Source organism: Dactylosporangium sp. NPDC000244 (genome assembly GCF_040300725.1).
Taxonomy (GTDB): Bacteria; Actinomycetota; Actinomycetes; order Mycobacteriales; family Micromonosporaceae; genus Dactylosporangium.
In genome coordinates this window covers 1-20925 of sequence record NZ_JBEPEH010000033.1, presented here as the reverse complement: position 1 = coordinate 20925, position 20925 = coordinate 1, and the positions used below count along the sequence as shown (strand labels likewise).

At 69.8% G+C, this 20925-nt stretch carries 44 protein-coding genes and 2 pseudogenes; all 46 read right to left on the bottom strand.

Annotation, left to right across the window (positions count from 1 at the left end; genetic code table 11):
- Positions 1-7: 7 nt before the first annotated feature.
- Positions 8-2002, bottom strand: coding sequence for a hypothetical protein (locus ABT369_RS38790; RefSeq protein WP_350620041.1), 1995 nt, complete (start codon positions 2000-2002; stop codon positions 8-10).
- 67 nt (positions 2003-2069) lie between these two features.
- Positions 2070-2390, bottom strand: coding sequence for a hypothetical protein (locus ABT369_RS38785; protein ID WP_350620039.1), 321 nt, complete (start codon positions 2388-2390; stop codon positions 2070-2072).
- A 326-nt stretch (positions 2391-2716) separates the two neighbouring features.
- Positions 2717-3742 carry a hypothetical protein gene (locus ABT369_RS38780; RefSeq protein WP_350620037.1) on the bottom strand — a complete coding sequence of 342 codons (1026 nt, stop codon included), beginning with the start codon at positions 3740-3742 and terminating at the stop codon, positions 2717-2719.
- A 117-nt stretch (positions 3743-3859) separates the two neighbouring features.
- Positions 3860-4477 (bottom strand): hypothetical protein, encoded by a 618-nt coding sequence (locus ABT369_RS38775; protein WP_350620035.1) that lies wholly within the window; start codon positions 4475-4477, stop codon positions 3860-3862.
- On the bottom strand, positions 4464-4886 hold the full coding sequence (locus ABT369_RS38770) for a hypothetical protein (protein WP_350620033.1): 423 nt from the start codon (positions 4884-4886) through the stop codon (positions 4464-4466). Before ABT369_RS38770 ends, ABT369_RS38775 begins: the two co-directional genes overlap by 14 nt.
- The gene (locus ABT369_RS38765; protein ID WP_350620031.1) at positions 4883-5053 is read right to left on the bottom strand and encodes a hypothetical protein; all 171 of its coding nucleotides are present in this window, start codon (positions 5051-5053) and stop codon (positions 4883-4885) included. The genes ABT369_RS38770 and ABT369_RS38765 overlap by 4 nt, the downstream gene beginning before the upstream one ends.
- A 109-nt stretch (positions 5054-5162) precedes the next feature.
- On the bottom strand, positions 5163-5438 hold the full coding sequence (locus ABT369_RS38760; protein ID WP_350620029.1) for a hypothetical protein: 276 nt from the start codon (positions 5436-5438) through the stop codon (positions 5163-5165).
- Positions 5435-5668, bottom strand: coding sequence for a hypothetical protein (locus ABT369_RS38755; protein WP_350620027.1), 234 nt, complete (start codon positions 5666-5668; stop codon positions 5435-5437). The genes ABT369_RS38760 and ABT369_RS38755 overlap by 4 nt, the downstream gene beginning before the upstream one ends.
- On the bottom strand, positions 5665-5847 hold the full coding sequence (locus tag ABT369_RS38750) for a hypothetical protein (protein ID WP_350620025.1): 183 nt from the start codon (positions 5845-5847) through the stop codon (positions 5665-5667). The genes ABT369_RS38755 and ABT369_RS38750 overlap by 4 nt, the downstream gene beginning before the upstream one ends.
- Positions 5844-6029: a hypothetical protein gene (locus tag ABT369_RS38745; protein ID WP_350620024.1), complete on the bottom strand. Its 186-nt coding sequence runs from the start codon at positions 6027-6029 to the stop codon at positions 5844-5846. Before ABT369_RS38745 ends, ABT369_RS38750 begins: the two co-directional genes overlap by 4 nt.
- A complete protein-coding gene (locus tag ABT369_RS38740; protein WP_350620022.1) occupies positions 6022-6315 on the bottom strand; it encodes a hypothetical protein in 294 nt (97 codons plus the stop codon). Before ABT369_RS38740 ends, ABT369_RS38745 begins: the two co-directional genes overlap by 8 nt.
- Entirely contained in the window at positions 6312-6503 is a 192-nt protein-coding gene (fxsA, locus tag ABT369_RS38735) for an FxSxx-COOH cyclophane-containing RiPP peptide (protein WP_350620020.1), read from the bottom strand. The genes ABT369_RS38740 and fxsA overlap by 4 nt, the downstream gene beginning before the upstream one ends.
- A gap of 2 nt (positions 6504-6505) precedes the next feature.
- Positions 6506-6724, bottom strand: a complete 219-nt coding sequence (locus ABT369_RS38730) for a hypothetical protein (RefSeq protein ID WP_350620018.1) — start codon at positions 6722-6724, stop codon at positions 6506-6508.
- 10 nt (positions 6725-6734) lie between these two features.
- Entirely contained in the window at positions 6735-7019 is a 285-nt protein-coding gene (locus ABT369_RS38725) for a hypothetical protein (RefSeq protein WP_350620016.1), read from the bottom strand.
- Positions 7006-7440 (bottom strand): helix-turn-helix domain-containing protein, encoded by a 435-nt coding sequence (locus ABT369_RS38720; protein WP_350620014.1) that lies wholly within the window; start codon positions 7438-7440, stop codon positions 7006-7008. Before ABT369_RS38720 ends, ABT369_RS38725 begins: the two co-directional genes overlap by 14 nt.
- Positions 7437-7688, bottom strand: a complete 252-nt coding sequence (locus ABT369_RS38715) for a hypothetical protein (protein ID WP_350620012.1) — start codon at positions 7686-7688, stop codon at positions 7437-7439. The genes ABT369_RS38720 and ABT369_RS38715 overlap by 4 nt, the downstream gene beginning before the upstream one ends.
- Positions 7678-7920: a hypothetical protein gene (locus tag ABT369_RS38710; protein WP_350620010.1), complete on the bottom strand. Its 243-nt coding sequence runs from the start codon at positions 7918-7920 to the stop codon at positions 7678-7680. Before ABT369_RS38710 ends, ABT369_RS38715 begins: the two co-directional genes overlap by 11 nt.
- On the bottom strand, positions 7917-8798 hold the full coding sequence (locus tag ABT369_RS38705) for a hypothetical protein (RefSeq protein WP_350620008.1): 882 nt from the start codon (positions 8796-8798) through the stop codon (positions 7917-7919). Before ABT369_RS38705 ends, ABT369_RS38710 begins: the two co-directional genes overlap by 4 nt.
- Positions 8791-9084 carry a hypothetical protein gene (locus ABT369_RS38700; RefSeq protein ID WP_350620006.1) on the bottom strand — a complete coding sequence of 98 codons (294 nt, stop codon included), beginning with the start codon at positions 9082-9084 and terminating at the stop codon, positions 8791-8793. The genes ABT369_RS38705 and ABT369_RS38700 overlap by 8 nt, the downstream gene beginning before the upstream one ends.
- Entirely contained in the window at positions 9077-9361 is a 285-nt protein-coding gene (locus ABT369_RS38695) for a hypothetical protein (RefSeq protein WP_350620004.1), read from the bottom strand. The genes ABT369_RS38700 and ABT369_RS38695 overlap by 8 nt, the downstream gene beginning before the upstream one ends.
- Positions 9342-9803, bottom strand: coding sequence for a hypothetical protein (locus ABT369_RS38690; protein ID WP_350620002.1), 462 nt, complete (start codon positions 9801-9803; stop codon positions 9342-9344). Before ABT369_RS38690 ends, ABT369_RS38695 begins: the two co-directional genes overlap by 20 nt.
- Entirely contained in the window at positions 9793-9987 is a 195-nt protein-coding gene (locus ABT369_RS38685) for a hypothetical protein (protein ID WP_350620000.1), read from the bottom strand. Before ABT369_RS38685 ends, ABT369_RS38690 begins: the two co-directional genes overlap by 11 nt.
- Positions 9984-10445, bottom strand: coding sequence for a hypothetical protein (locus ABT369_RS38680; RefSeq protein ID WP_350619998.1), 462 nt, complete (start codon positions 10443-10445; stop codon positions 9984-9986). Before ABT369_RS38680 ends, ABT369_RS38685 begins: the two co-directional genes overlap by 4 nt.
- Positions 10442-10642, bottom strand: a complete 201-nt coding sequence (locus tag ABT369_RS38675; RefSeq protein WP_350619996.1) for a hypothetical protein — start codon at positions 10640-10642, stop codon at positions 10442-10444. Before ABT369_RS38675 ends, ABT369_RS38680 begins: the two co-directional genes overlap by 4 nt.
- Entirely contained in the window at positions 10635-10874 is a 240-nt protein-coding gene (locus tag ABT369_RS38670; protein ID WP_350619994.1) for a hypothetical protein, read from the bottom strand. Before ABT369_RS38670 ends, ABT369_RS38675 begins: the two co-directional genes overlap by 8 nt.
- A complete protein-coding gene (locus ABT369_RS38665; protein ID WP_350619992.1) occupies positions 10871-11227 on the bottom strand; it encodes a hypothetical protein in 357 nt (118 codons plus the stop codon). Before ABT369_RS38665 ends, ABT369_RS38670 begins: the two co-directional genes overlap by 4 nt.
- A complete protein-coding gene (locus ABT369_RS38660) occupies positions 11220-11528 on the bottom strand; it encodes a hypothetical protein (protein WP_350619990.1) in 309 nt (102 codons plus the stop codon). Before ABT369_RS38660 ends, ABT369_RS38665 begins: the two co-directional genes overlap by 8 nt.
- Complete coding sequence (locus ABT369_RS38655) at positions 11525-11797, bottom strand: hypothetical protein (protein WP_350619988.1); 273 nt, start codon at positions 11795-11797, stop codon at positions 11525-11527. Before ABT369_RS38655 ends, ABT369_RS38660 begins: the two co-directional genes overlap by 4 nt.
- Before the next feature lie 161 nt (positions 11798-11958).
- Complete coding sequence (locus tag ABT369_RS38650; RefSeq protein WP_350619986.1) at positions 11959-12435, bottom strand: hypothetical protein; 477 nt, start codon at positions 12433-12435, stop codon at positions 11959-11961.
- Positions 12436-12661: 226 nt separating this feature from the next.
- A complete protein-coding gene (locus ABT369_RS38645) occupies positions 12662-12850 on the bottom strand; it encodes a hypothetical protein (RefSeq protein ID WP_350619983.1) in 189 nt (62 codons plus the stop codon).
- Positions 12843-13157, bottom strand: coding sequence for a hypothetical protein (locus tag ABT369_RS38640; RefSeq protein WP_350619980.1), 315 nt, complete (start codon positions 13155-13157; stop codon positions 12843-12845). The genes ABT369_RS38645 and ABT369_RS38640 overlap by 8 nt, the downstream gene beginning before the upstream one ends.
- Positions 13154-13552, bottom strand: coding sequence for a hypothetical protein (locus ABT369_RS38635; protein WP_350619977.1), 399 nt, complete (start codon positions 13550-13552; stop codon positions 13154-13156). Before ABT369_RS38635 ends, ABT369_RS38640 begins: the two co-directional genes overlap by 4 nt.
- Positions 13549-13884 carry a hypothetical protein gene (locus ABT369_RS38630; protein ID WP_350619975.1) on the bottom strand — a complete coding sequence of 112 codons (336 nt, stop codon included), beginning with the start codon at positions 13882-13884 and terminating at the stop codon, positions 13549-13551. The genes ABT369_RS38635 and ABT369_RS38630 overlap by 4 nt, the downstream gene beginning before the upstream one ends.
- Before the next feature lie 18 nt (positions 13885-13902).
- Positions 13903-14154, bottom strand: coding sequence for a hypothetical protein (locus tag ABT369_RS38625; RefSeq protein WP_350619973.1), 252 nt, complete (start codon positions 14152-14154; stop codon positions 13903-13905).
- Positions 14151-15122 (bottom strand): replicative DNA helicase, encoded by a 972-nt coding sequence (locus ABT369_RS38620; RefSeq protein WP_502891876.1) that lies wholly within the window; start codon positions 15120-15122, stop codon positions 14151-14153. Before ABT369_RS38620 ends, ABT369_RS38625 begins: the two co-directional genes overlap by 4 nt.
- Positions 15123-15221: 99 nt before the next feature.
- Positions 15222-15548: pseudogene (locus tag ABT369_RS58050) on the bottom strand (DnaB-like helicase N-terminal domain-containing protein); the annotation flags it as partial.
- Positions 15541-16701 carry a hypothetical protein gene (locus ABT369_RS38615; RefSeq protein WP_350619967.1) on the bottom strand — a complete coding sequence of 387 codons (1161 nt, stop codon included), beginning with the start codon at positions 16699-16701 and terminating at the stop codon, positions 15541-15543. The gene ABT369_RS38615 and the pseudogene ABT369_RS58050, both read right to left, overlap by 8 nt.
- Entirely contained in the window at positions 16698-17321 is a 624-nt protein-coding gene (locus ABT369_RS38610; protein ID WP_350619965.1) for a hypothetical protein, read from the bottom strand. Before ABT369_RS38610 ends, ABT369_RS38615 begins: the two co-directional genes overlap by 4 nt.
- Complete coding sequence (locus ABT369_RS38605; RefSeq protein WP_350619962.1) at positions 17321-17668, bottom strand: hypothetical protein; 348 nt, start codon at positions 17666-17668, stop codon at positions 17321-17323. The genes ABT369_RS38610 and ABT369_RS38605 overlap by 1 nt, the downstream gene beginning before the upstream one ends.
- Positions 17665-18546 carry a deazapurine DNA modification protein DpdA family protein gene (locus ABT369_RS38600; RefSeq protein WP_350619959.1) on the bottom strand — a complete coding sequence of 294 codons (882 nt, stop codon included), beginning with the start codon at positions 18544-18546 and terminating at the stop codon, positions 17665-17667. Before ABT369_RS38600 ends, ABT369_RS38605 begins: the two co-directional genes overlap by 4 nt.
- Complete coding sequence (locus ABT369_RS38595) at positions 18543-18683, bottom strand: hypothetical protein (protein WP_350619956.1); 141 nt, start codon at positions 18681-18683, stop codon at positions 18543-18545. The genes ABT369_RS38600 and ABT369_RS38595 overlap by 4 nt, the downstream gene beginning before the upstream one ends.
- Positions 18680-19363: a hypothetical protein gene (locus tag ABT369_RS38590; protein ID WP_350619953.1), complete on the bottom strand. Its 684-nt coding sequence runs from the start codon at positions 19361-19363 to the stop codon at positions 18680-18682. Before ABT369_RS38590 ends, ABT369_RS38595 begins: the two co-directional genes overlap by 4 nt.
- A 145-nt stretch (positions 19364-19508) precedes the next feature.
- Entirely contained in the window at positions 19509-19742 is a 234-nt protein-coding gene (locus ABT369_RS38585) for a hypothetical protein (protein WP_350619951.1), read from the bottom strand.
- Between the two features lie 540 nt (positions 19743-20282).
- Entirely contained in the window at positions 20283-20504 is a 222-nt protein-coding gene (locus tag ABT369_RS38580) for a RyR domain-containing protein (RefSeq protein ID WP_350619948.1), read from the bottom strand.
- Positions 20501-20728 carry a hypothetical protein gene (locus ABT369_RS38575; protein WP_350619945.1) on the bottom strand — a complete coding sequence of 76 codons (228 nt, stop codon included), beginning with the start codon at positions 20726-20728 and terminating at the stop codon, positions 20501-20503. The genes ABT369_RS38580 and ABT369_RS38575 overlap by 4 nt, the downstream gene beginning before the upstream one ends.
- Positions 20728-20925, bottom strand: a pseudogene (locus ABT369_RS38570) (dCTP deaminase); the annotation flags it as partial. The gene ABT369_RS38575 and the pseudogene ABT369_RS38570, both read right to left, overlap by 1 nt.

Sequence of the window (20925 nt, the reverse complement as noted above, 5' to 3'; positions counted from 1 at the left end):
CGCGCTCTCAGATCCGCATCGTCATGTAGTCGAGCTCGTGGAGGTCGGGCACCCGGGCGGGAGCCGGGGTCGGCATCCAGCGAGTGGCGGCGGACTTCGCGGCCAAGGCGACCGCCTCGACGTGGCCGGTCGTCCGTGAGGCGGGGAACGCCGAATGTTCCGCGACGAGTTCACGGACCCATGCCGGGCCGGACGGCAGCCACACCTTCCCAGCGCCGACTTTCTCCGCCGCGGCGACCGCCCTGGCCAGCCGGTCGGAGTCGACGTCGACCGGGGAGAGGTGCAGGCGGGCTTTCTGGGCGGCCATCCGGACGAGGTCGGGTGCCTGCCGCTTCGCGATGTAGGCGGTGCCGAGCTGGTGGTTACGCATCAGCGGTCTGAGCAGCGACCCGATGTCGGCGCCGAGCGCGGGGGCGGCAGCCCGGTCGAGCAGGATGATGTCGCCGTCGATGGTGTACGCCCACGCCAGGGCGACGGCCCGTTCGCCGTCGCCGTCCTCTCCCTGCGGCAGGTACAGGGTGGCGAAGCGGTTGGCCTGCTCAATCGGCCAGGACCGCGATGCGCACTGTGCCCGGTTGCCGGGGAGGGGGGTCCAGTACCGCCAGCGCAGTGGCGGGAACAAGTCGGCCGAGGTGGCGCCCTCAAGGTTCGTCAGGAGGTACCGGCCCGCATCGGCGAGGTGGTCGGGGGCGCGCGGGTCGGCGTCCTCGGGGTCGCCGGTGATCGCGTGGGGAAGGTCCCGGAGTTCCTTGAACGTGTCGACGCACGTCGAGAACATGTGCAGGCGGGGGCAGGAGTCCCAGCCGAGCGCTCGGTGATGGGGGCAGGCTGGCGCTTCGGCAAGGTAGGTGTGCCAGCGCTGCCAGCCGTGGACCCTCGACCCGGCACCCTTGCCGGCCTTCGTCAGGTGAACGCCGTTGTCGGCATAGACGTCGGCGATCGGTTTCGCATCGCCGCGGGTGGACCACATGGCGTCGTCGGCGAACCGGGCCGACACCCGCTCGCCGTTGGCCTCCGCGGCAAGGATCTGCTGGGCTTGGTCCGCTTCGCCGACCTGCTTGCGGTAGATCTCCCGGTAGATCCAAACGCGTCCGTCCTCGTCGACGGCGGCCCACAGGACAGCCCATGGCGCGGTGAAGCCCCAGTCGACGCCGCAATAGCGGCGCCACGACGACGGCAGTGGGATCGGGTCGATGACGTGCCGGTCCCGGTTGAGTTCGGGGAACATGGCGCCGGCGAATGCATCCCAGTTCCCGTCGAGGAACGCGGCCCGCATCGCGTCGGGCAGGGCCATGAGGTCCATGGCGTACTCGGCGTTGACATGCGGGTTGTCGGACAGCTTCGACGGGATGAACCGGACGGTCCGGCCGCGGACGTCGGTGACGACATGCTTGCCGTACTCGGTGGGGTCGATGTACCGGTCGCGGGACGCCCCGTGCCCGACACCGCCGGGGTTGGTGCCGGAGCGGATGCCGAGGACGGGTATGTCTTTCCGGCCGGACCGCAGCCGCGACTCCAGGAACGTGATGACCTCGGGGGAGGTGAGGTTCCGTTCGTCGAACGTCAGCTTCTGGTATTGGCCGCCCTGGCGTCTCGTGGCGTCGGCGACGGACTCGGCGTACCGGTACATGATCAGTGAGCCGTTGGGGAACCGCAGCTCGTACTCGGTGCCGTTCCAGCGGGCGCCGAGCGCTGCGGCGAACCCGAACTGAGCGAGTTCGGCGAGCAGGGATTCCTTCAACTCGCCGTAGGTGCGGCGGAACGCGCCGATGCGGATGCCGGGGTATCGGATCGCGTCGCGGAGGTCGTCGGCGACGAGCGCCTTCGTCTTCCCGCCGCCGGCCGCCCCGCCGAAGAGGACGTCGAATTCGGTGGCGTCGTGGAAGATCTGCTGCCGGGGTGTCGGCTCGTACTCGAGCTGGCCAAAGACGTTGACTTCGGGCTGTGGCTGGAACTGCTGGAGGAGCTTGGCGTACACCATCTGGTCGAAGGCGAGCGTCACGGCTCACCTCGTCTTTCGGGTCCGGGTTCGGGCGCCGCCCGTGGGGGTGGGCGGCGCCCGTCCGGGGTCAGACGGCCGGCTGCTCCGGCTCAGCCGGCGTCTCGGGCTCGGTGGCAGGGGTGTCGGAGCCGTCGACGTCGCCGATCTGGGCCTGCTTGTCAGCGACGAGCTGCTTCAGCGAGTCGAAGGTGGCCTGCGCCTCGGGGTTGAAGTCGTCGGTCTGGGCGTTGAGCTGGTCGAGCTTCGCGTCGACGTCGGCGAACACGGCGGCGAGGTCGTTGCGGAGGGCGGTGAGCTTGTCGTTCTGGGCGGTCATGAGGCGCTCCATTCGGTAAGCGATCCAGCAGACGCCGACGGCGGCGAACGCGGTGAGGACGGTGCGGAGCATCGGGGCGGCTCCTTCTGGGGTTGGCGAACCCGGCCCGACTCGCACGGGCTGCACTCGCGGGGTATCTCCGGCTGCTCCCTGGCGGCCGGGCCTGACCCGAGGTTTGGCGGGCTCCCGTTTTGGTGGCGCGGCCCCGGCCACCCCTCGAGGCCTGGGGCCGCGCCGTCCGGGCGCAACTGGGCACGCGCGTCCCGAACCCCCGAGCGGGCGGCGGCGGGCGCACCGGAGCTTGGAAATGCGAAAGCCTCGACCCACAGGGGAGGTCGAGGCTTCAGGCGATCCAGCCAGTGCGGTGGATCATTAGTCGCGGACCTTACCCTCGGCGTCTAGCCCTGTCCAGCGCAACCGGCGAGAGTTGCGGCAACGTCATCCCTGCGATACCTCACCCCGCCGTCGGGGTGCCGGTAGCGGCCCCACCCTTTGGTCGATGCGAGCTTGTAGATGTACGCCTTGGTGATGCTGTAGGTGCGCATGATCTCTTCGACGGTTGAGTAGCCGTATCCGGGGTCTTCGGGCTTGGCGCCGGTGGCCTCGGTGACGTGTTTGATCATGCGTTTGCCCAGCTTGATCCACTGCGAGGCTGGCCACTGGTGCTCATCGTCGTGATTGCACATGATCTGCGCCGGGAGCCTGTCGCCATCCCGCCGCATGATCGTCCACAGATTCCCCGGGCACGGCTTCGTCTCGCCATCGCGATCCTCGTCCGGGATCTGATTTGGGCACGCCAGGTACCGTTCCCCGTCGAGTCCCGGCAGCTCGAACGCTCTCGTCCCGGTCGGGTACGCGGTCCGGAACGCCTGCCGGGCGAGCTCGGCAAGCTGGGTGGCGTGTTCGGCGGCGCGACTGTCGGCGGCGAGCCAGTCGGCGGAGCGGGCGACGAGCCGGGCGAGCGGCGCCACGCGGAACGTGTGCCGCGCGACGAGCCGGGCGGGCATAGGGCCGATGAACCCGTACGGCCGTTCGGTGACGACGGTCGCGGTGTCGGTGGGCCAGGCGAATCCGCGCTGGCTGGTGATGAGCCGGGCGAGCCGGGTCAGTAGCTGTTCGATGTCGCGACGGATGGCGGCAGCGCGCAGGTTGAGGTTGACGTTCGGGTTCCTGTCGCCGCCGGTGGTGCGTTCTCCGCCGGGCTGGCCGGTGCCGGCGAGGACGAGGGCGAGCTGCCGGTGGCGGGCGGCGAGGGTGAGGGCGTCGCGGCCGATGCGGCGGGCGTGGTGGGTGCAGAGGAGGAGCCCGTCGGCGGCGAGGCCGGGGAGGCAGCCCTTGCAGGTGTCGCGCTGCTCACAGGAGTCAAGGTGCCGGTTGGGGATGGTGCAGGGGTCGACGGCGCACAGTGGGCGGGGGTTGGGCATTATCGGCTCCGTTCGCGCAGCTCAAGGCTATGATCGTCTGCTTGGGAGCACGGGCGGGGCGGGAATCCAGCCGGTGTCGACGGCCCTCGATTTAGCGGATCGGGGGCCGTCGTTGTCTTAGGTCAGCGAGATGCTCTTCGACGCGTCCCACATGTCGCAGACCTGCTGATAGGCGGCGGGGTCGCGCTGGCCGGTTGGGATGGCGGTGAGGATGCGGTACTGGGCGGCCTGCAGCTCGGTGCGCCCGTACGCGAGGTAGTTGCCGCAGGCCAGGCAGTGGCCATAGCCGTGATGATCGGTAAGCGGGTCGAAACACAGGCAGGTGGCGTGCGCGCGGTGGATCATCGCGCAGTCCTGGTGGAACAGGCCGGGCTCACCCTGCCACCATCGCCCACGCGGACCGTCCCACTGGTTGCTGTGGCTGACGTGGTCGCCCTTACGGTCTCGGTCGCCGCACCAGGCACAGCGGGTAAGAACCTTGCGGCGGAGGTTCTGGAGCGGGTGGACCTGTAGGCGCCAATGGTGCAGGTGCCACTTCCAACCGTGGAGGATCTTCGTCTGCCATTTCCCGTCGGCGTCCTGCGTCCGCTTGTCGTGCCTGCACACCTCGCCGGAGTCGGCGCCGCCGGGCTCGCGATGCCAAACGGTGACGAGGGATGGCCAGTAGAGGCCGGTGCTGGTGCGCTGCGGCCAGGGCCTGCGGATGTCGAACGCGACAACATCAGGGTCGTGCATGGGTTCCTCCAATTCGGTGTGCCCAGGGCGGCTTGATCTCGGTCGCCGCGCGGAGCACTGCACCGTCGATGATGATCATCTCGCCGGGCCACGGCGCCGGGACGATGCGCTTCACGACCACGTCGCGAGCCCGGATCTCCCAGCAGCCGGGCGGCAGGGTCTCGTCCACGACGATCCGCAGGCCGATGAGGTCCGTAACGATCGGCGCCGAGTGCTGGATCGTCAGCAGCAGTTGCACGTCCGGGGCGACCACGAGGCGGTCCGGTATCGGGGGCCTGGCTGCGAACTCCTCGGCGATCCGGCGCATCTCCGCCCAGGTCATCGGCGGAGTCGGCTCAACCGGCCGGGTGACGATGCCCGTGATGTGGTCGCCGGCGACGGCGGCGAGCGCTTCGGCGAAGTCGGTCACGTCGCTCCTCCTCGGTCGTCCTCGGACTGGTCATCGCGCGGCAGGGTCTCGACCCGGGTCCGGGCGCACAGGGCGTCCCGGCGGTGGTTGCCGGGCTTGCAGCCGTCGTCCTCGTCACGGCGCTGCAGGCCGGTCGCCGGGTCGGTCCGCCAGACCTGGGCGGTCACTGCCGCCCCCGGCGGCCGTCGCTAGCAGCACGGACGACCATCCAGGCCAGCGCCCAGCTGACGCCGACGATGACCGCACCGGCGGTGACGACGATGATCGCGATAGTGCTCACGCGGTCACCGGCTCGAACTCGGCGACGTACTCGTCGTCGGTGTACCGCCGGGCGCCTCCCGGGACGAGCACGATGTGGTCACCGTCGTACATGAAGACCCGGCGGCCGTGCGAGAAATCCCATAACTCGCCGGTCGCATCCGGGTCGTCGCCGCGGTCCTCGACGTCGATGGCGTGGAAGTCGGGGCACAGCTCTCGAACCTCGGCCTCGTTGCTACCGGTCCACCTGACGGCGCGTGTGTCGAACTGGCGCCGGCGAACGGTCACGATCATCGGGTCCTCCTGGGGTCGGGTTCGGTGCGGGGTTGGGCGGCTTCGTAGCCGACGGCCCAGCCGCGTAGGTGCATGGCTGCGGCGGCGGAGATGCCGAGTGTCGGCAGGGTGATCCACCGCCAGGCGTTGAGGTCTTCGGCGGCGAGGATCAGGTCGGCGGGGATGCAGGCGAGGGCGACGGTCATGAGGGCGAGCGCCGCGTGGTGCCGGCACCGGGCGCGGCGGGTCACGTTGGTCGCCTGCGGTGCGGCGCCCAGAAGTAGGCGAGCCCAGCGGCAACGGTGACGGCCATGACCGTCCAGCAGATGTGCCGGCCGACGCCTGGCGCGGTCATGGTGTTGATGACCAGGATGCCGACGGTGAGCTTCGCCAGCACAAGCACAGTGAAGGCGATCTTGAACGTGGTCACGCCGGCTCCTGATGCATGGCGGCGGCGACGATCCGGGCGGTGAGCAGCGGCAGCCGCTCGACGTCGGGGTGGGCGCGGCCAGGCTCGGGCTGCCACAGGCGGTCGTTGCGGTCGAGCATGTCGAGGAGGCGGCCGGTGTCGCGGTGCATCTCGTACAGGAGGTGGGCGAGGCTGTCAGCCATCGGTGCCACCTCCGGTGCAGCAGCCGTCGCAGCCGTGGATCGCCTCGTACCGTGCGAACTGGTCGCCGCGGGTCCGCCACTTGAAGGCGATGTCGTCGGGGTCTGGGTGCCCGATGCCATGGGGGCAGATCCGTTCCATGAGCTGCCGGTCGGAGCGCCAGTGCTGCGGGAACCCGAGCATCAGGTGGTTCGACGGTGCGTGGATGCAGCACGTTTGCCCCGCACACCTGGCGGGGTCGTGGACTTCGAGGATGGCGCCGTTGTGCAGCGCGATGACGTCGCTCACAGCGCCGACTGGAACGCAGAGACGGTGACGGTATTCCGCTTACGAGGGTCGAACAGCCGGCGCATCACGGTGTCGAGCACGGTCTCCTCGTCCCCGGCGCGTAGTGCGTTGAGGCGGGTGTGGGCGAGGTCGAGCAGCGGCGACTCCATCACGGGTCCCGTGGGTTCGGGCAAGGTCAGGTCGGGCACGGTCATCTCCTTCGGTTGACGGTCCAGCCGCGCCGTTCCAGCTCGGCGCAGATCTCTCGGGCGTTCCAGGCGTGGCCGCGGCGGTCGTCGGCGGCGGACGCCGGGTTGTCGTCTACGTCGCCGCACGACTGCTCGTGCAGCACCTGGGCGATGAGGTGTTCGACGTCGGCGCGCGGCACTTCGGCCGGGTCCCGGTCGCTCGGGTCGCGCGGCTTCGGCACAGGTCCGCAGTCAGGCACGGCCGGCCTCCCGTGGTGCGCCGAGAGCGGCGGCCAGCTCGGCGAGCTTCCCGGCGCCAGCCTCCGTCAGCCGGACCGCGTAGTACCCCTCGGGTCTTGCCAGGCCGGACTCGATCAGCCGGTCGACGTCGGGCAGCCGGTATCCCTGCGGGGTGGTGTCGTCGTAGATGTACCAGTAGTCGTCGCCGATCGACGAGATCTCGCCCTCGCCGATCAGGCGGAGCAGGGTGTGGACGTGGCCTCGCTGGGCTGCCTTGCGGTCCTCAACGGTCGCCAAGGGTTTCTCCTTCGACGCTGACGCCGAGCTGGTCGGCGGGCGTGTCCGCGAAATGGGCCCGGACGAGGTTCGACCAGCCGTCGGGCTTCAGGTCCGGCGTGGAGGTGCCGCGCACGTACCGCGACACCGACTGTTGCGACACGCCGAGCATCTCGGACATGGCCTGCTGAACATCGGCGCCACCGGTCCGGCCGCCAGCCTGGTAGCCCGTCCGCCCGCCCGCGAACGCGTCGGCCAGGCGGCGGTAGACGCTCCGGACGACGTCGGCGGGGTCGCCGAGGTGGTCGAGCCGGACGATGCGCGACTCGACGCCGACCGCGATGTACGGCGGCGACACGGTGCCGACCATGCCGGTGAGCAGTAGCCAGCGGCCATCCGAAGTGCCGTAGAGAGTGCGCCAGGTCTCGTCAGGAGTCGTCATGGAGTGGATCCTTCACGATCGAGGCCGAGCTGGTCGGCGATGGTACGGAGCAGGTGACGGCCGATGTCGGCCCGTTCGGTGTGCTGCGGGGTGTCGCCCCAGTCGTCCGGCGGTGCAAGCAGTGACCAGACGTGGGCCTGCTCGACGACGGCGCGGAGGGCGGCGTGTACCTCGGGACCGATCGAGACGTGTGTGGACTCGCGTGCATCCAGGTCGGCGAGGATGTTGGTGTGCAGGTCAGCCGCCATGGCGCTCCTCCACCTCCGCGCGCTCCAGCGCCTGGGCGACGGTGCCGAGCAGCACCTGCTCGCCGGTACGCCAGCCGTCCCGGACACGCCAGACGGGCGTCTGCGGCAGCAGGGTGTCGTCGGCGAGCCGGCGGGTGATCCAGGACATGAGCTCGTGCTTGACGGTGAACGCGGCGAGCGGGATCTGGGTCGTGGGGTGCTGGACGATGTAGACGTAGTTCGAGCGGCTCACTGGGTGCCGCCCTCGGGCCGCTCGGCGTCGCGCTCGCAGTCCTCGCAGCGGCAGCCCCGCAGGTGTCCGCGGGCGTTCAGGGCGGCGTGCGGCCGGTGGAGGTCCTCGTCGCGTGCGAGCCGCCAGCCGACCCCCGGCATCACGCAGTCGGGTGTGGCCTCCTCGGTGGTCAGCGGGCCGGACGCCGGCGGGGTGCCACCACGAGCAGGCTCGGCGATGATCCGGTCGTCGTCCTCGCCCCAAAGCTCGCGGTGGTGGTGGTTGGCGTGCATCCCGCTGCGCGGCTCGCTGTGCTCGACGGTGCAGGCGAGCACGACGCCGGACTCGTGCGCGATCTTCGGGCACGGGGGCGCGGGCTCGGGCTGCTCGGCGGGCGCGTGCTCGGCGGCCTTCGCGCGGGCATGGGTCTCGTTTCTGGTGACCGTGACGCTGCCGCAGCTGCAACCGACCACCCAGTTGCCGCTGGAGATCTGGCGAAGTTCGACCTCGCCGCACGGGCGCTCCTCAGTGGGCTGCTCGGCGGGCTCCCACGGGCCGACGAGCGGCACGGCGCCCAGCGCCTCGTAGAGCATGCGGCGCACCTCTTCGGCAGGCAGGTCGCCGTCGACCCAATAGCCGTCGGTGTCGTGCGTGAGGTCGTGGATGGCACGCGCCACGGGCTGCCAGCCCTCGGTGGCCTGGCGGAGGCCCTCGGCGATGCCCCGCTCGCGGGCAGCGTCGACCTCGCGGCGCAGGGTGCCGACTGCGAACCGTGCGATCTCAAGGCAGTCGTCGAAGATCAGCACGTCACCGGCCAGCGGCCGGAACTGCTCGTGCAGACGAACGGCGAGACGCTCGACGGCAGCGAGTTCCTCGGCGATGCGGGGCTGCTCAGGCATCGGAACCTCCGGTCTTGGCGATAACGTGCCGCTGGATCTCTCGGGCGATCTCCTCGCAGTTACCGCAGACCTCGTCCTCGGCCATCGCCTGGTGCGCTGGGTCGTCGCGGACGGCGCAGACGACTGCGGTCAGGAATTCGACGCCGACGAGCCGCTCGGCGATGCCTTCGGCCTTGCCGCGCTCCACCGCGATGCGCTCGCGGCGGGCGAGGTACTCGCGGATCTTCCCGATCTGCTCGGGCGGCATCGGGTACAGCTGCCACGGCTCAATGTCCAGGTCAGGCATGGGTCAGCTCTCCACAGTCGTGCTCGCTACGGTGCTGCTCGCAGGTGACGTGCCCGCAGGCATGCCGCCAGTCGGTCAGCGAGCGGGGGCAGCCGCAGCTGAGCAAGTCGGCGACCATGCGATGCAGCTCGACGGCGAAGTCCTCATGCGGGCGGCAGCCTGCCGCGTATCCGCCTTCCGGCGTGTCGGGCGGACAGGTGCAGCCGCGGACGCGACGATTGTTAATCCGCCGCCGCTCGCGGACCTCGCGCAAGATCTCAACGGCCCTGCTCGTCACGGCCTGCCCCTTCGGTGAGTTCGAGCTCGCGGGCAATGGTCCGGATCGGTGAGCAGGGCCACTCGGGATGGTCGGCGTCGTAGCCGTCGAGGTCGCAGGCAAAGCACAGCGGGAAACGACCCACTGACGTCGTCGTGCCGGGGTAGGTCGTTTCGGGCTTGTGTTCGTCGATGACGGCGCGTAGGGCGGCGAGGGCTTGGAGGGCTGCGACAGCGTGCGGCCCGGACCGGTGCCTGTCGTAGACGTGCTCGTACGCGGCCTCATCGCATGGGTTCTCGAGGCCGGTGGTCGTCCAGTCGCATTCGTGGTGGGCCCGGCAGTAGGCGCGGTGCCAGCCGTCGCGGACGGACTCTTCGGGGTAGACGCTGTAGCGGTCACCGATGGCGGCTCGTTCGGCGTTGTTGATCCAGATCTTGAGCCGGGTGTGCAGGTCAGCGGACATCGGCAGGCTCCTCGGCACAGTCGTGCGGGTCCGAACGGTGCTGCTCGCAGACGGTCCGGCCGCAGCCGCACAGGTAGCGCTGGGCGACGTCGGGGCAGCCGCAGTTGAGTCGGGTCGGCTCAGGTTCGACGAGGTCGAAGAACTCGCCGAGCAGGCGCAGGACGCGGCACAGAACGGCGATCATGCCGAGCACCCCCGGTCGCATTCCTCGCCAAGCAGCCACGAGCACGTCGAAACGTGCACGGGCGTCGCGGGCGACGCCGTGGGGCAGTGCTCGCCGGGCGCGTGGCCGCCCCGTCTCAGAAAGATCGCCGTCCGGACCGGGCTGAGGCCGTCGCGCCGGGCGTGATCTTCGAGGTTGGCGCCGAGGCGCGCCAGGAGCTTCGAGAAGTCCGCACCCTGGCACTCCTGCGGCTCAGCCGGGATGACGGCACAGTGCACGCACCGCTGCTCGGGCATACCCTCGGTGGCGGCTGAGCACTCGCAGCACCACCAGCCGACCATGCCGTCCGGATGCCAGCAGTGCCCGATCGTCTTGCGGCAGGCGCGTTCGGCCCGCCACTGGGTCCAGCCGGTACCACGCAGCGGCCGGGCAACCTCGGTCACACCGGAAACGCGGCGCAGGGTGGCGTGGTGGGTCACCGGCTCCTCCGGGGGTCGATGCGGCGCGGGGCGCGCAGCGGTCGCGGCGGACCGGACTGGCCCCTGACCGGCGCGGGCTTCGGGTTGGCCTCGGCGAAGTGGTCGACCGGGCACACCTCGCCCGCCTCCGCGGCCAGCTGCCCGCAGCAGGCGAAGCCGTGCGAGGTTCGGCCGCAATGACCGCAGCGCTCAGTCACCGTCCCACCACCGCTCCTCATCAAGGGCGGCCATCTCCTCGTCGAGGGCGACGAACACGTCACCGCAGCGCCGGCACCGCCACGTCGTCTCACCGTCGCGGTAGTCCGGATGGTCGAGGCCAGTCCGGTCGTAACTCGACGCGGTCTTGCGGTAGTCGTGGCGGCCGTCGCCCTCCGGGTACGGGGAGCAGTCGAAGTCGTCACGGTCGGCTGGGCGGAGGCGCGCGGTCATGCGGGCTCCCGCAGTTCGACCCGGCCCGGCCCCGCGCACGGGGCGACACCGCGCGGGCTTGCGCAGCCGTGGTGGGCGACGAACCGGCAGCAGACCTTGCACGTCGTGTGGCCGGGCAGCAGCTCGGCGCCCGGCTCCTCCGGCTGGTGGCTCGGGTGGACGACGGGTTTCGGCGGACAGCCGTCGATTACGGCTGCCGCATGGCGCAGGGCGGCCTCCATGGCGTCGTCGGGGTCCGTGCACGAGCCGGAGAGCCAGCCGCCGGTGGCGTCGTCAGCGACGTTGACGCACTCGTCGTCGAGTGGATGCGGGGTCTGGCCGTACTGGCAGCGGACCATCCGGGGCTCAGGCACGGTCGCCCCCGCTCGGCGGCCAGTGGCCCCAGATCTCGTACATGCGCTCGTCGCCGATGGTGCAGCAGAGCTTCCCGACGCGCTGCATCTCGGCGTTGAGCCCTTCGGGTGAGCGGGCCGACGCAACCTCGTTGATGAACACCGACATGACCTCGGTCGCGGCGCCGAAGCCGTTTGCGCCGAGCAGCGGGCACGGAGCCCAGTGCCGGGCACACCACTGGTCGTTGCCCTTGACGCCAACCAGGGCGACCGCGAACTGATCGAACCAGGACTTCGGGCCGATGGCCTCATCGGTGGTCATGAGGTTTCCTCTCGAACGTGGTCACGCCACAGGTCGGCTGCGGCGCCGAGCGTCGGCGGATTCTCGTGGCGCCAGCCGCAGCCGCAGACCACATCTGTGCCGGTGTCGGTGCGCTCCAGCCGCGGCAGGTGGGTCGCGTCCCGGTGCGCGGGGCCGAGGTAGCCGACGACATTGGACCGGCGCCAGCCCGGCTGGACGTTGGCGCCGGTGAAGATGTGCCCGTAGGCGTCGAACCGCTCCGGGCAGTCGGGCCAACCACAGGGGCGCATCCCGGCCTCGGCGAGCGCCTCGTCGGACAGATCTGCAGCCCGCTCAGACGGCCCAGGAGCCGTTGGGGGGTTTCCCGCACCCTCGGTAACGCCCGTACGCCTGCCTGGCGAGCCCTCGGGGCGGTTTCCGGCGCCATTGCAACCGATCCCGGCACCGCCGTTCACGCCGCCACCATCCCGGTGACGTCCATCGTCAGCTCACCGCGCACCGCGGCGAGCGCCTGGGGGATACGCGCCGACTGCTCGTCCGTCAAGCCGAGCTGCGCCACGAACACCTTGATCCGCGAAGCAAGAACGGTCGCCACCTGATCGGCCAGCGCCAGCTTCGCCTGCTCGATCTTCAACGTCTCGATGACCTTGACGTAGTCGAGGAACAGGCGGTGCTGCTCCAGGTACAGCTTCAGCCACACGTTCGGCAGCGCCTGGAACTTTGTGTCGATGCCCGGGAACTCCCCGGCGAGCTTGTGATCCTCGGTCGTCTTGCCCCACACGAGGGCGTCGGGTTCGATCTCCTGGACCTTCTCCCGCAGCCACGCCAAATGGCCCATGATCCATGCGAACTCGTCAAGGATGGCCACCGACGCCGGCACGTCCCGGATCGGCAGCCCGAAGCTGCGTGCCGCCTGCTCGATCTTCACCTTCTGTGCCGCCTTCCGCTGGTTCGGCGTGCTCCCACCGTGGTTGTTGCACTCGCCGATCCCCAGGTGATCAGTTCCGTGACCTGCGGTTTTCGTGCAGAACTCGCCGTCGCCCTGCTTCCTGCGAGCCCCGCACAACGGCCTACCCTCGGGCCACTGGCGGGACTTCGCGCCGACGTACCGGGGTCCATGCCGTTCGCCGTACGGGCTCGGTTGCATAGCGTGGCTACCTATCGCCGAGGTCCAGCTGCCCGGCAGCCTCGGCCAGTCGCGCCTGCCGCTCACGGTGCTGCCGAAGAATGCGCTCCTCGAACGTCTCCTGCGGCAGCGTCTTGCGCAGGTCGGCGGCGATCTCACGGCGCCGCTGCACGTCGGCCAGCACCCGCTCACGTGCCTCCGGGGTCAGGTCAGCCACGAGACACCGCCTCACGCCGCCCCCGGTTCGCCCGGCAGTACTTCGCACCCTCGGCCGCGGCGTCCTCCTCGCGGGTCCGCTGCCGGGCCGCACGATGCTCGGGCGCCTCCGTCACCGACGGACCCGCGAACTCCCCACGCAGCCCGCCGGGCGTCCACCCGCACGGCAGCGCCTCAGGCTCACCGGGCACCAGCAGGCCGCGGTCGCGGAGCAGCTGCCGGTACCGGTCGCGGTCGAAGCCGCGGGTGCCGCCGCCGGCCTCCAACCACAGCGCGACAGCCGACGGGACGACGGGTTGGGTGCTCATCGGTACGCCCTCTCGTCGGCGGTGAACGCGGAGGCGAACACCGCGTCGGTGACGGCGGCGAACGCCATCCCGGCCCATGTGCGCCGATTCCCGGCAATCCAATCCCCGGGCTTGACGACGAGGTCGGCCTGCCCGTTGCTGCGGCGGATGGCGAGCGTGGTGGTGGCGCCCAGGCCGTCGGGGTGGTGGAAGTCGGCGCCAGCGGACATGAGCCAGCCGATCATCGCGCCGCAGGCGAGCGGGTCCGCGGGGTTCCAGCGGACGGCTTCGACGGGCTCGCCGAACGGGTCGAGGTAGCGGTCGGGTCGGGACATCGGGTCTCCTTGACGTTGCTGGTGCTGCAGGTGGGCGAGCAGGTTGAGGGCGAGGTCTTCGAAGATCTCGGGCGGGCTCATGCGGCAGCCCGCTCCGTGACCTGCTTCGCTGCTGGTGCCATGCATGCGCTGAGGGTGAGGTTGAGCCGCGGCTGGTCGTTCCAGACGGTGAGCGTGGCCATCCCCGTCACGGCAACGTTGTCGCCCTTGCTGAACGCGGCCAGAGCGCGGGCGGCGTCCTCGAACGCGATCGCCGAGGCGACGACGGAGTCGCCCTCCTCCCACTTGCCGTCGACCTTGCGCCAGCCGGTGAACTTGAGCAGCGCAGTCGCCATCGGCTTGTTCGTCTTGGTGAGTGCCTTCTTCGGGTCGGTGAGGAGCTGGGCGGTGCCGGAGATCGTGGGCAAGCTCATGGGGGTCCGTTCTCGCGGTCAGAGAGCATCGGGGGTGGGGTACGCCTTGCACGGCCGGCAGGCGAGCGCTTCGGCGCGGGACTTGGGTCCGAGGTCGCCGAGGATGCGCTCCCAGACGGCGTCGTCGACGAACGCGGCGACCTCGGCCCAGGTGGTGATCGGTTTGACGGTCTGGCCGCGGGCGATGCCGCGGTCGATGACGTCGGCGTTGTTCTCGATCCACCAGCGGGTTTGCTCGTCGAAGGTGCCGTCGATCGGGAAGTGCCTCATCGCGCCGCCCCCGAGGGGGTCCAGTCGTCGGCCATGGAGACGAACCGGGTGAGGTGCAGCTGGGCGGCGACGGTGACGGTGTCGGTAACGCCGCCGCGCTGCTTGGCAACGATGAAGTCGGCTTCGCCGGCCCGCGGAGACTCCTTGTCGTAGTAGTCCTCGCGGTAGATGAGCACGACGATGTCGGAGCTGTTCTCGATCTCGCCGGATTCGCGCAGGTCGGCGAGGGTCGGGCGCTTGTCGGTGCGCTGCGCGGGCGCCCGGTTGATCTGGGCAGCGGTGACGACGAGGACGTCCTCTTTGAGGGCGAGTTGCTTGAGGCGCTGCATGGTGGCGGACACCTCGAGCTGCCGGTTTTCCTTGCGTCCTTCGGTGGGGACGATCTGGACGTAGTCGACGACGACGGTGTGGACGCTGCCGTAGCGGTGTTTGTGCTGCCGGACGGCGTTGGCGATCTGGGTGACCGTGCGGGGTTCGGCGACGATCCACAGCGGCGAGTCCTGGAAGCGTCTGCGGGCTTCGTCGACGCGGACGAGCTGGTCTGGGGTGAGGTCGCGGTTCTTGATCGCCTTCTCCGGGATGCCGGTGAGGCCAGCAAGGATGCGGCAGAGCACCTGGTCGGCGGTCATCTCCATGGTGAAGATCAGCGTCGGTTGCTGGAGCTCGACGCCGGTGTGCCGGGCGATGTCGGTGATGGCGACGGACTTGCCCATGCCGGAGGCACCGCCGAAGGTGACGACCTGGCCGCGCTCGAAGCCTTCGGTGGTGAGCAGCTGGTTGAGGTCGGGCCAGGGGGTTGCGGCGCCTTTGGCTTTGCCCCAGTCGAGGTAGCCGTCGATGTAGGCGGCGGCGAGGTCCGCGATGTGTTCGCCGTCGTTGCCGGTGGTGCCGCGGCCAGCGGCGACGGTGACGAGGTGTTCGGCGAGGTGGGCGACTTGGTCGAGTCCGGCGCCGGGAGTGTCGAGCATCCGTTTGATCTTGTGGGTGCCGGCGTTGACGCGGTCCCAGGTGTGCCGTTCGGCGAGGAGCCGCGCCCAGTGTCCGCCTTGGCCGGGGAGTGCCTGCTGGTAGAGGTCGAACAGGTAGGCGTTGTGGGGCAGTTTGCGGATGTGTCCGCCGCGGATGAGGTGCTCGGTGACGGCGGTGGGGTGGACGGGTTCGCCGCCGTCGTGGCAGGTGCTGATGGCTTCCCAGATGTGGCCGTGGACGGGGTCGGCGAAGCTGCCGGGCTGGATGTGGATGCGCATGGCGGGGATGTCGCCGGGACTGTCCATGGCGGTGCCGAGGACGTGCCGTTCGATGCGCGCCCGGTTGGCGTCGCGGTCTTCGGCGCGTTCCTGTTCGGGGAGGTCGGGAACCGCGGCGAGCCGGCGGGCGTTGGCGTTGTCAGGCACTGGCTCGCTCCTTCTGCTGACGGAGTTCGGTGATGAGGTCGTGGCCGTTGATGGCGGCGGAGGCGGCTACGGCGTCGAGTTGCCTGGGGGTGGCGCCGCGTTTGGCGAGTTCGTGGTGTTGCTGGCCGACGGCGGCCATGAGGTCGAGGCCGGGTTTGCGTTCGTGGGTGGTGGTGTAGAGCCGCCGGTAGGTTTCGACGGGCTTGGGCTGGTCGGGGTCGGGTGCTGGTGTCCCGGTGCGGCAGAGGGGGCAGAGCGGTTCGCCGGTGCGGGGGTGGGGCTGATCGCCGCCGGGCTGGCCGTGGGGGCAGGGGGCACTGCGGCCCAGTTCGGCGATCTTCGCGATGTTCGCGGCTTTGGCGTCGGCGCGGATGCCGGCGAGTGCGGTGCGCCAGGGGATGCCGCCTTCGCCTGCGACGAGGTGGAAGAGGCGGGTGCCTTGCGGTTTACGTTCGGTGATGAACCGGCTGTGGACGGCGCGGGCCTCAACTTCGGTGATGTCGGCGTCGGCGAGGGTGTCGACGATGAGCTGAAGACTCTCGGGGAGCGGTGTACGGATGCTGCTGCCGTCGGCGCGGTTTTGGGTGTGCGAAGTGGCGTGAGCGGCGTTTTCGGGGCGCCCAATACTTGGCTTGCTTGCTTGGTTAGTTGGTAGGGGAGGGCGCTGGCGCCCGCCTTTCTGACCACCAGCGTCCGCCTTTCTCGGATTAAGGGGGGCGCTGCTATCCGCCTTACCCTCGGAAAGGGGGGCGCTGGTGCCCGCCTTCGCGTCCGCCTTTCGCGCACTGGAAGGCGGACGCTGCCGTCCGCCTTTGTGGCATGTGGGGCAGCCGCATTCGTCCGGCTTCGGGAACCACGGCACCCGAAACTGGCCGACGCTGCCGCGGTGGGCGTAGACCGGGTCGCCGTTCTTGTCCTTACTCAGCGCAACCCTGATCTCGATGCCGCCGTCGGCGAGCCGGGCCAGGGCGCGGCGCACGTTGCGGTGGTCGACGTTCGCGGCGGCGACGAGATCGTCCTGGCCCATGCTGACGGTGCGCTCCGGGTCGGTGCCGGCGAGCTTCGCGGCGACCGCGATGAGGACGAGCTTCGCGGCGGGGTCGATCCAGGCGGGGGCGTGGTAGAGGACGTTCTCGACGCGCTGGTAGCTCATGACGCGTTCCCCGGCCAGCCGCAGCGGCAGACCGCCTGCCCTTTGCGTTCCACAAGCTGCGACCAGGCATGGAACGGGCAGGGATTGGCCAGATCCTCACCGGGCGCGTGTTTGATCAGGCCGTACCCGTAGGCGTTGTAGCCCCGACCGAGGGCGTGGACACGTTCGATGGCTCCACACACGAGACACTGCCCGACGGTGATCCTCTGGTTGAGCGCAACCATGAGGTCCTGCTTGTTCGAGCCGGGGCACACGGTTGGCGGGCTTTGCCAGCGGGGACTGAACAGCAGCGGCGGAAGTCCAGCCGGGGTGTCGTCTTGGCCGGCGCCGAGGGCACGTCCGACGCAGGTACCGCAGACGGGTTCGCCGGGCGGCAGGTCGTCGACGAGCCACAGTGGTCCGGCCTTGCCGCTACTGCCGCCGGAGGGGCCGCACCAGTAGTGGTAGATGGTGACATCGGCGGCGCGAACGTGGCCGGCGGGGTAGATGACGGCGGAGCGGACGCGATGCCACCGGCTGTTGCCCCGGCCGCGGATGTAGCGCGGCGCCTCTGTGAGCGGGGTCTGGCCGGACCAGGCGCCTCCGCTGTTGGTGGTCGGGGGGAGGAGCGCAACGGGCATCAGGCACCGACCAATGTCAGGTGCCTGATGGGCTTGGACTGCTCAGTGAGGATGCCTCCGCACCACGCGACGCCGTCGAGGTCGAGCCGTGCGGTAATGCGCCCGCAGCGCACGCACATGCGGACCCGGTAGTCGCCGCTGTCGGGGAACTGTGGCTGGGCGCGCTCGGCGCAGGGCGGAGCGTCGAGTCCCTGCCCGTGCCCCGGCGGGCGGAGTGGTTCGGCGGGGCTGGGCTGGCCTGCGCTGCAAACGGGGCCGCCGGGCGTGAGTCGGGCCTCCCCGCCGCAGTCGGCGCAGCGGAGGATCGTGCGCGGGTTGCGCAGCTGGACGGTGGTGGTGCGCGTCATGCGGCCACCCCAGAGAACAGGTCGAGACTGAGCTGCTCGTCTCGCTCGCCGCCGATGTCGCCGAGCCGCTCGTACCAGTCGAGGGCGAAGGTGAGGCAGTTCGCCTCGTTGATGTGCGTGGTAGACCCGCAGCGGGTCGGCGTGCGGCGTCCGTCGTAGGACCAGGCCATAGAGTCGGCGGTGGCGAGGTGATGCCCGTACCGGGCGAGCCCGGACGTTTTGACCCCGAAGCCGTGTAGTTGCAGGTCAAACTCGGACAGGGCGTCGAAGATGGCCTCGATTTCCGAGGTGGCCTGCCGCCGGCAGACGGAGCCGACGCCGACAACCGGGTGGTCCCACAGGTGGACGCCCGCGGCCTCGTACATGTCGACGCAGCGCAGGTAGTCGTCGAGGTGCCAGCCCTGCAGGACGGGCATGAACGGGCAGAACTCCGGGTCGCGGGCGTGGCGAGCGTCGGGCCGGCCCCAGTCGCGCTGCAGGTCGGCGTCTTCGGCGTCCCACCACATGTCGCGCAGGAGGTTGAAGTTGGCGACGGTGCGCTGCTGGTGCTCGGCGACCGTCAGCCCGGTCTTGGCGAGCATGATCGGCTCGCACATCCAGTCCATGGGGGCGGCCCAGGACAGCATGCCGATCTCCCGGTCGTATCGGCGGACCGCGGCCACGTATTCCTCGGGCGTGGTGCGCCATTCGCCGTACAGGGAGAGCTCGGAGAAGCCGCCAGAGTCCAGGGCCCAACTGGTGCGTGCACGCGGCAGGGTGGTGCGTCCGGCGAGTCGTCGGTGGGAGACGAACAGGGGGATGGGGTCGCCATTGTGGTCGCGTGGCGGCAGGGCGAGCCAGTGCGGCTGGTGGGTGCCCAGGTAGAAGGTGCCGGTCATGCGGCGACCGCCCGCGGCTTGGGCGCGCACGCCAGGCATCGCCAGCCGCAGGCATAGAGCCGGGCGGGCTGGCCGTCGTACGGGCAGACGCCGATGGTGCGCGGGTTGCGCAGCGGGACGGTCGCGGCGCGGGTCATCCGCGTTCCTCGGTCCACACGCCTGTGCCGAGCATTTCGGTCAGGGTGATGGATCGCCCACCAAGCCCGAGCTGGACTTCGTCGAGGGTGCGCCAGAGTTCGCGGTCGGCTGGTTCTGGCGTCAGGCCGGCTTCGACGGCCGACAGCCGGTGCTGGTGGATGGCGAGCGTCAGGAGGCGGACGATGTCCCGGGCCTCACGGGCGTTGCGCTCCATGAGGCTGACATGGTCGGCTAGCCGGTCGTCCCGAGGCGGGTTGGGCACTGTCGCCTCTGCGGATGCTGCCGTCCCGCTCTTGGCAAGATTGAGCTTCCTGCGGATTTCCTTCGCCTCAGTGCCGCGCGAGATCAGCCTGGATCGGAACAGCAGGAGCCCGCTGCGCACCTTTCGGGTGGCGGTGAGCTCGCGGCGGTCGAGGTGTAGGTCGAGCTTGGAGTTGACCTCGCTGAGTTGCCCCTGGACACGGACGCTCAGCAGGCCCATTACGCGACTGGTGCGATTGATCACTTCGGGCGCGAGGAGGCATTGCCAGTCTGGCTCCTGGGAGGTGGGCCCGTTGGCTTGCATGAGCGCTTCGGTGAGGACGTCCTCGAACTCTTCGTCGGAGATGTCGAGGAGTGCTTCGATGTCCTCGGTGGGCGGGGTCTGGTCGTTTGTCGGGGTGTTCAACGTGGTCGTCATGGCTGCTCCCGCGGTCTGCGGCAGCTCGATCCATCTATCATGATCGCTGTAATCGCGGTATCATGTGGGTGTCGTGCTGCCGGTGAGGGTGAATCGACTTCAGGGATCGGCTGTCGGGCCGGTCCCTTTCCCTTTGCGGGAGGGCTCAGGCGGCTACGCGCTGCTCGAGCTCGGCGACCTGGGCGCGCAGCGAGTCGACCTCGGCCGTGAACCGGGCTTCGAGTTCGGCGATCTTCTGCGCGGCGCTCTTGCGGGCCGCGGTGGCGGCGGCGGTGCGGGCGCGGCGCTGTTCGGGGGTTTCGTGCCTGGCGAGGGCGGCACGGCGGGCGCGCTCGGAGAGGAAGCTCTTCACGGCGGGCTCGAGCTCAATGTCGGGCATTCGTGGTCCTTTCGGTCAGGACCGAGCCGAGCGACACGGGAGCCGGGTCTTCAGCGTGGCTGCCGAGGGGGTGCTTGATTCACCCATTGGCGCCATGAAACGCTTGGACCTGCCGGCGGCTGGTGAGACAGCTGCCGCGGCGTCTGTGGTCTTCGACTCGGACGTCAGTGAGGCGGCGGGCGGGGATTCATGGCCTGGTAACCACCCCGCCCGACCGTCCGGCTTTCGCCGAAGTCTGCTCGCTACGATACGTGTTCGGATTCGTCCTGTCGACCTAGCCGCGCGTTTCGATTGGTGGATTTCTCCGGAGCAACAGATTTAGTGGTACGCCTTTACCTGCAAAGGGATCCACTACTTGTGGCGTTCCCCGGAAACACGTTCGCTTAGCCCCTGGGGGTGCCCAGGATGCGGTTACTCTACGTATAGATTTCACGAGTCTGCGAGTCATTGGCACCGGGTCGATATGTCCGTTTGATGTCTCCAAAGTGTCTCGGTGCAACTCGGCGACACTCGAACCCCCGGACAGGCCCTACCGTGCCATCACCCACAGCCACCAGCGGTCATCTCCTCGAGCGCGGCGAGCACCGTCCTGACGGTGCCCCGATCCAGGTCTTTCGCCGGCTCCGGCAGGTCCGCGTACGGCACCATCAGCTCCTCACCGGTCTCCGACAGCCGCGACGTGCAGCCCTGCGCCGCCTTCGTGGCCAGCCACCTGTCGTGGACCCGCCCCGCGACGGACTCGAGGATGTCCGGGTCGATCACGACGGCTCCTCCCGGATCGGCTCCCACGGGCACAACAGCTCGTGCCCGGACGGCAGCAGCCACGCCTCGGACCGCTCCGCCCGGCCCCCGTGTTCGGCGACCGCGTTCAGCGCGTCCGTCAGCGAGACGCCCTTCACCGTCCCGTGCGGCAAAACCGCCCGATAGCGCGTGAACACGTCGGCGTGCTCGTGAAGGTCGGCGAGTGCTTGCATCAGCGGGTCCATCACGCCTCCATCGGGGCCGTCGTGGGCCAGGTGCGCCAGTTCTGCCACGACCTGCTCGCGGTCGGTCCGCGCTGGCCCTGGTACCGCGAGCCGTACACCGCGGAGCCGTAGGGGTGCTCGGACGGCGAGGACAGCCGGAAGATGCACAGCTGCCCGATCTTCATGCCCGGCCAGAGGCGGATCGGCAGGTTCGCGAC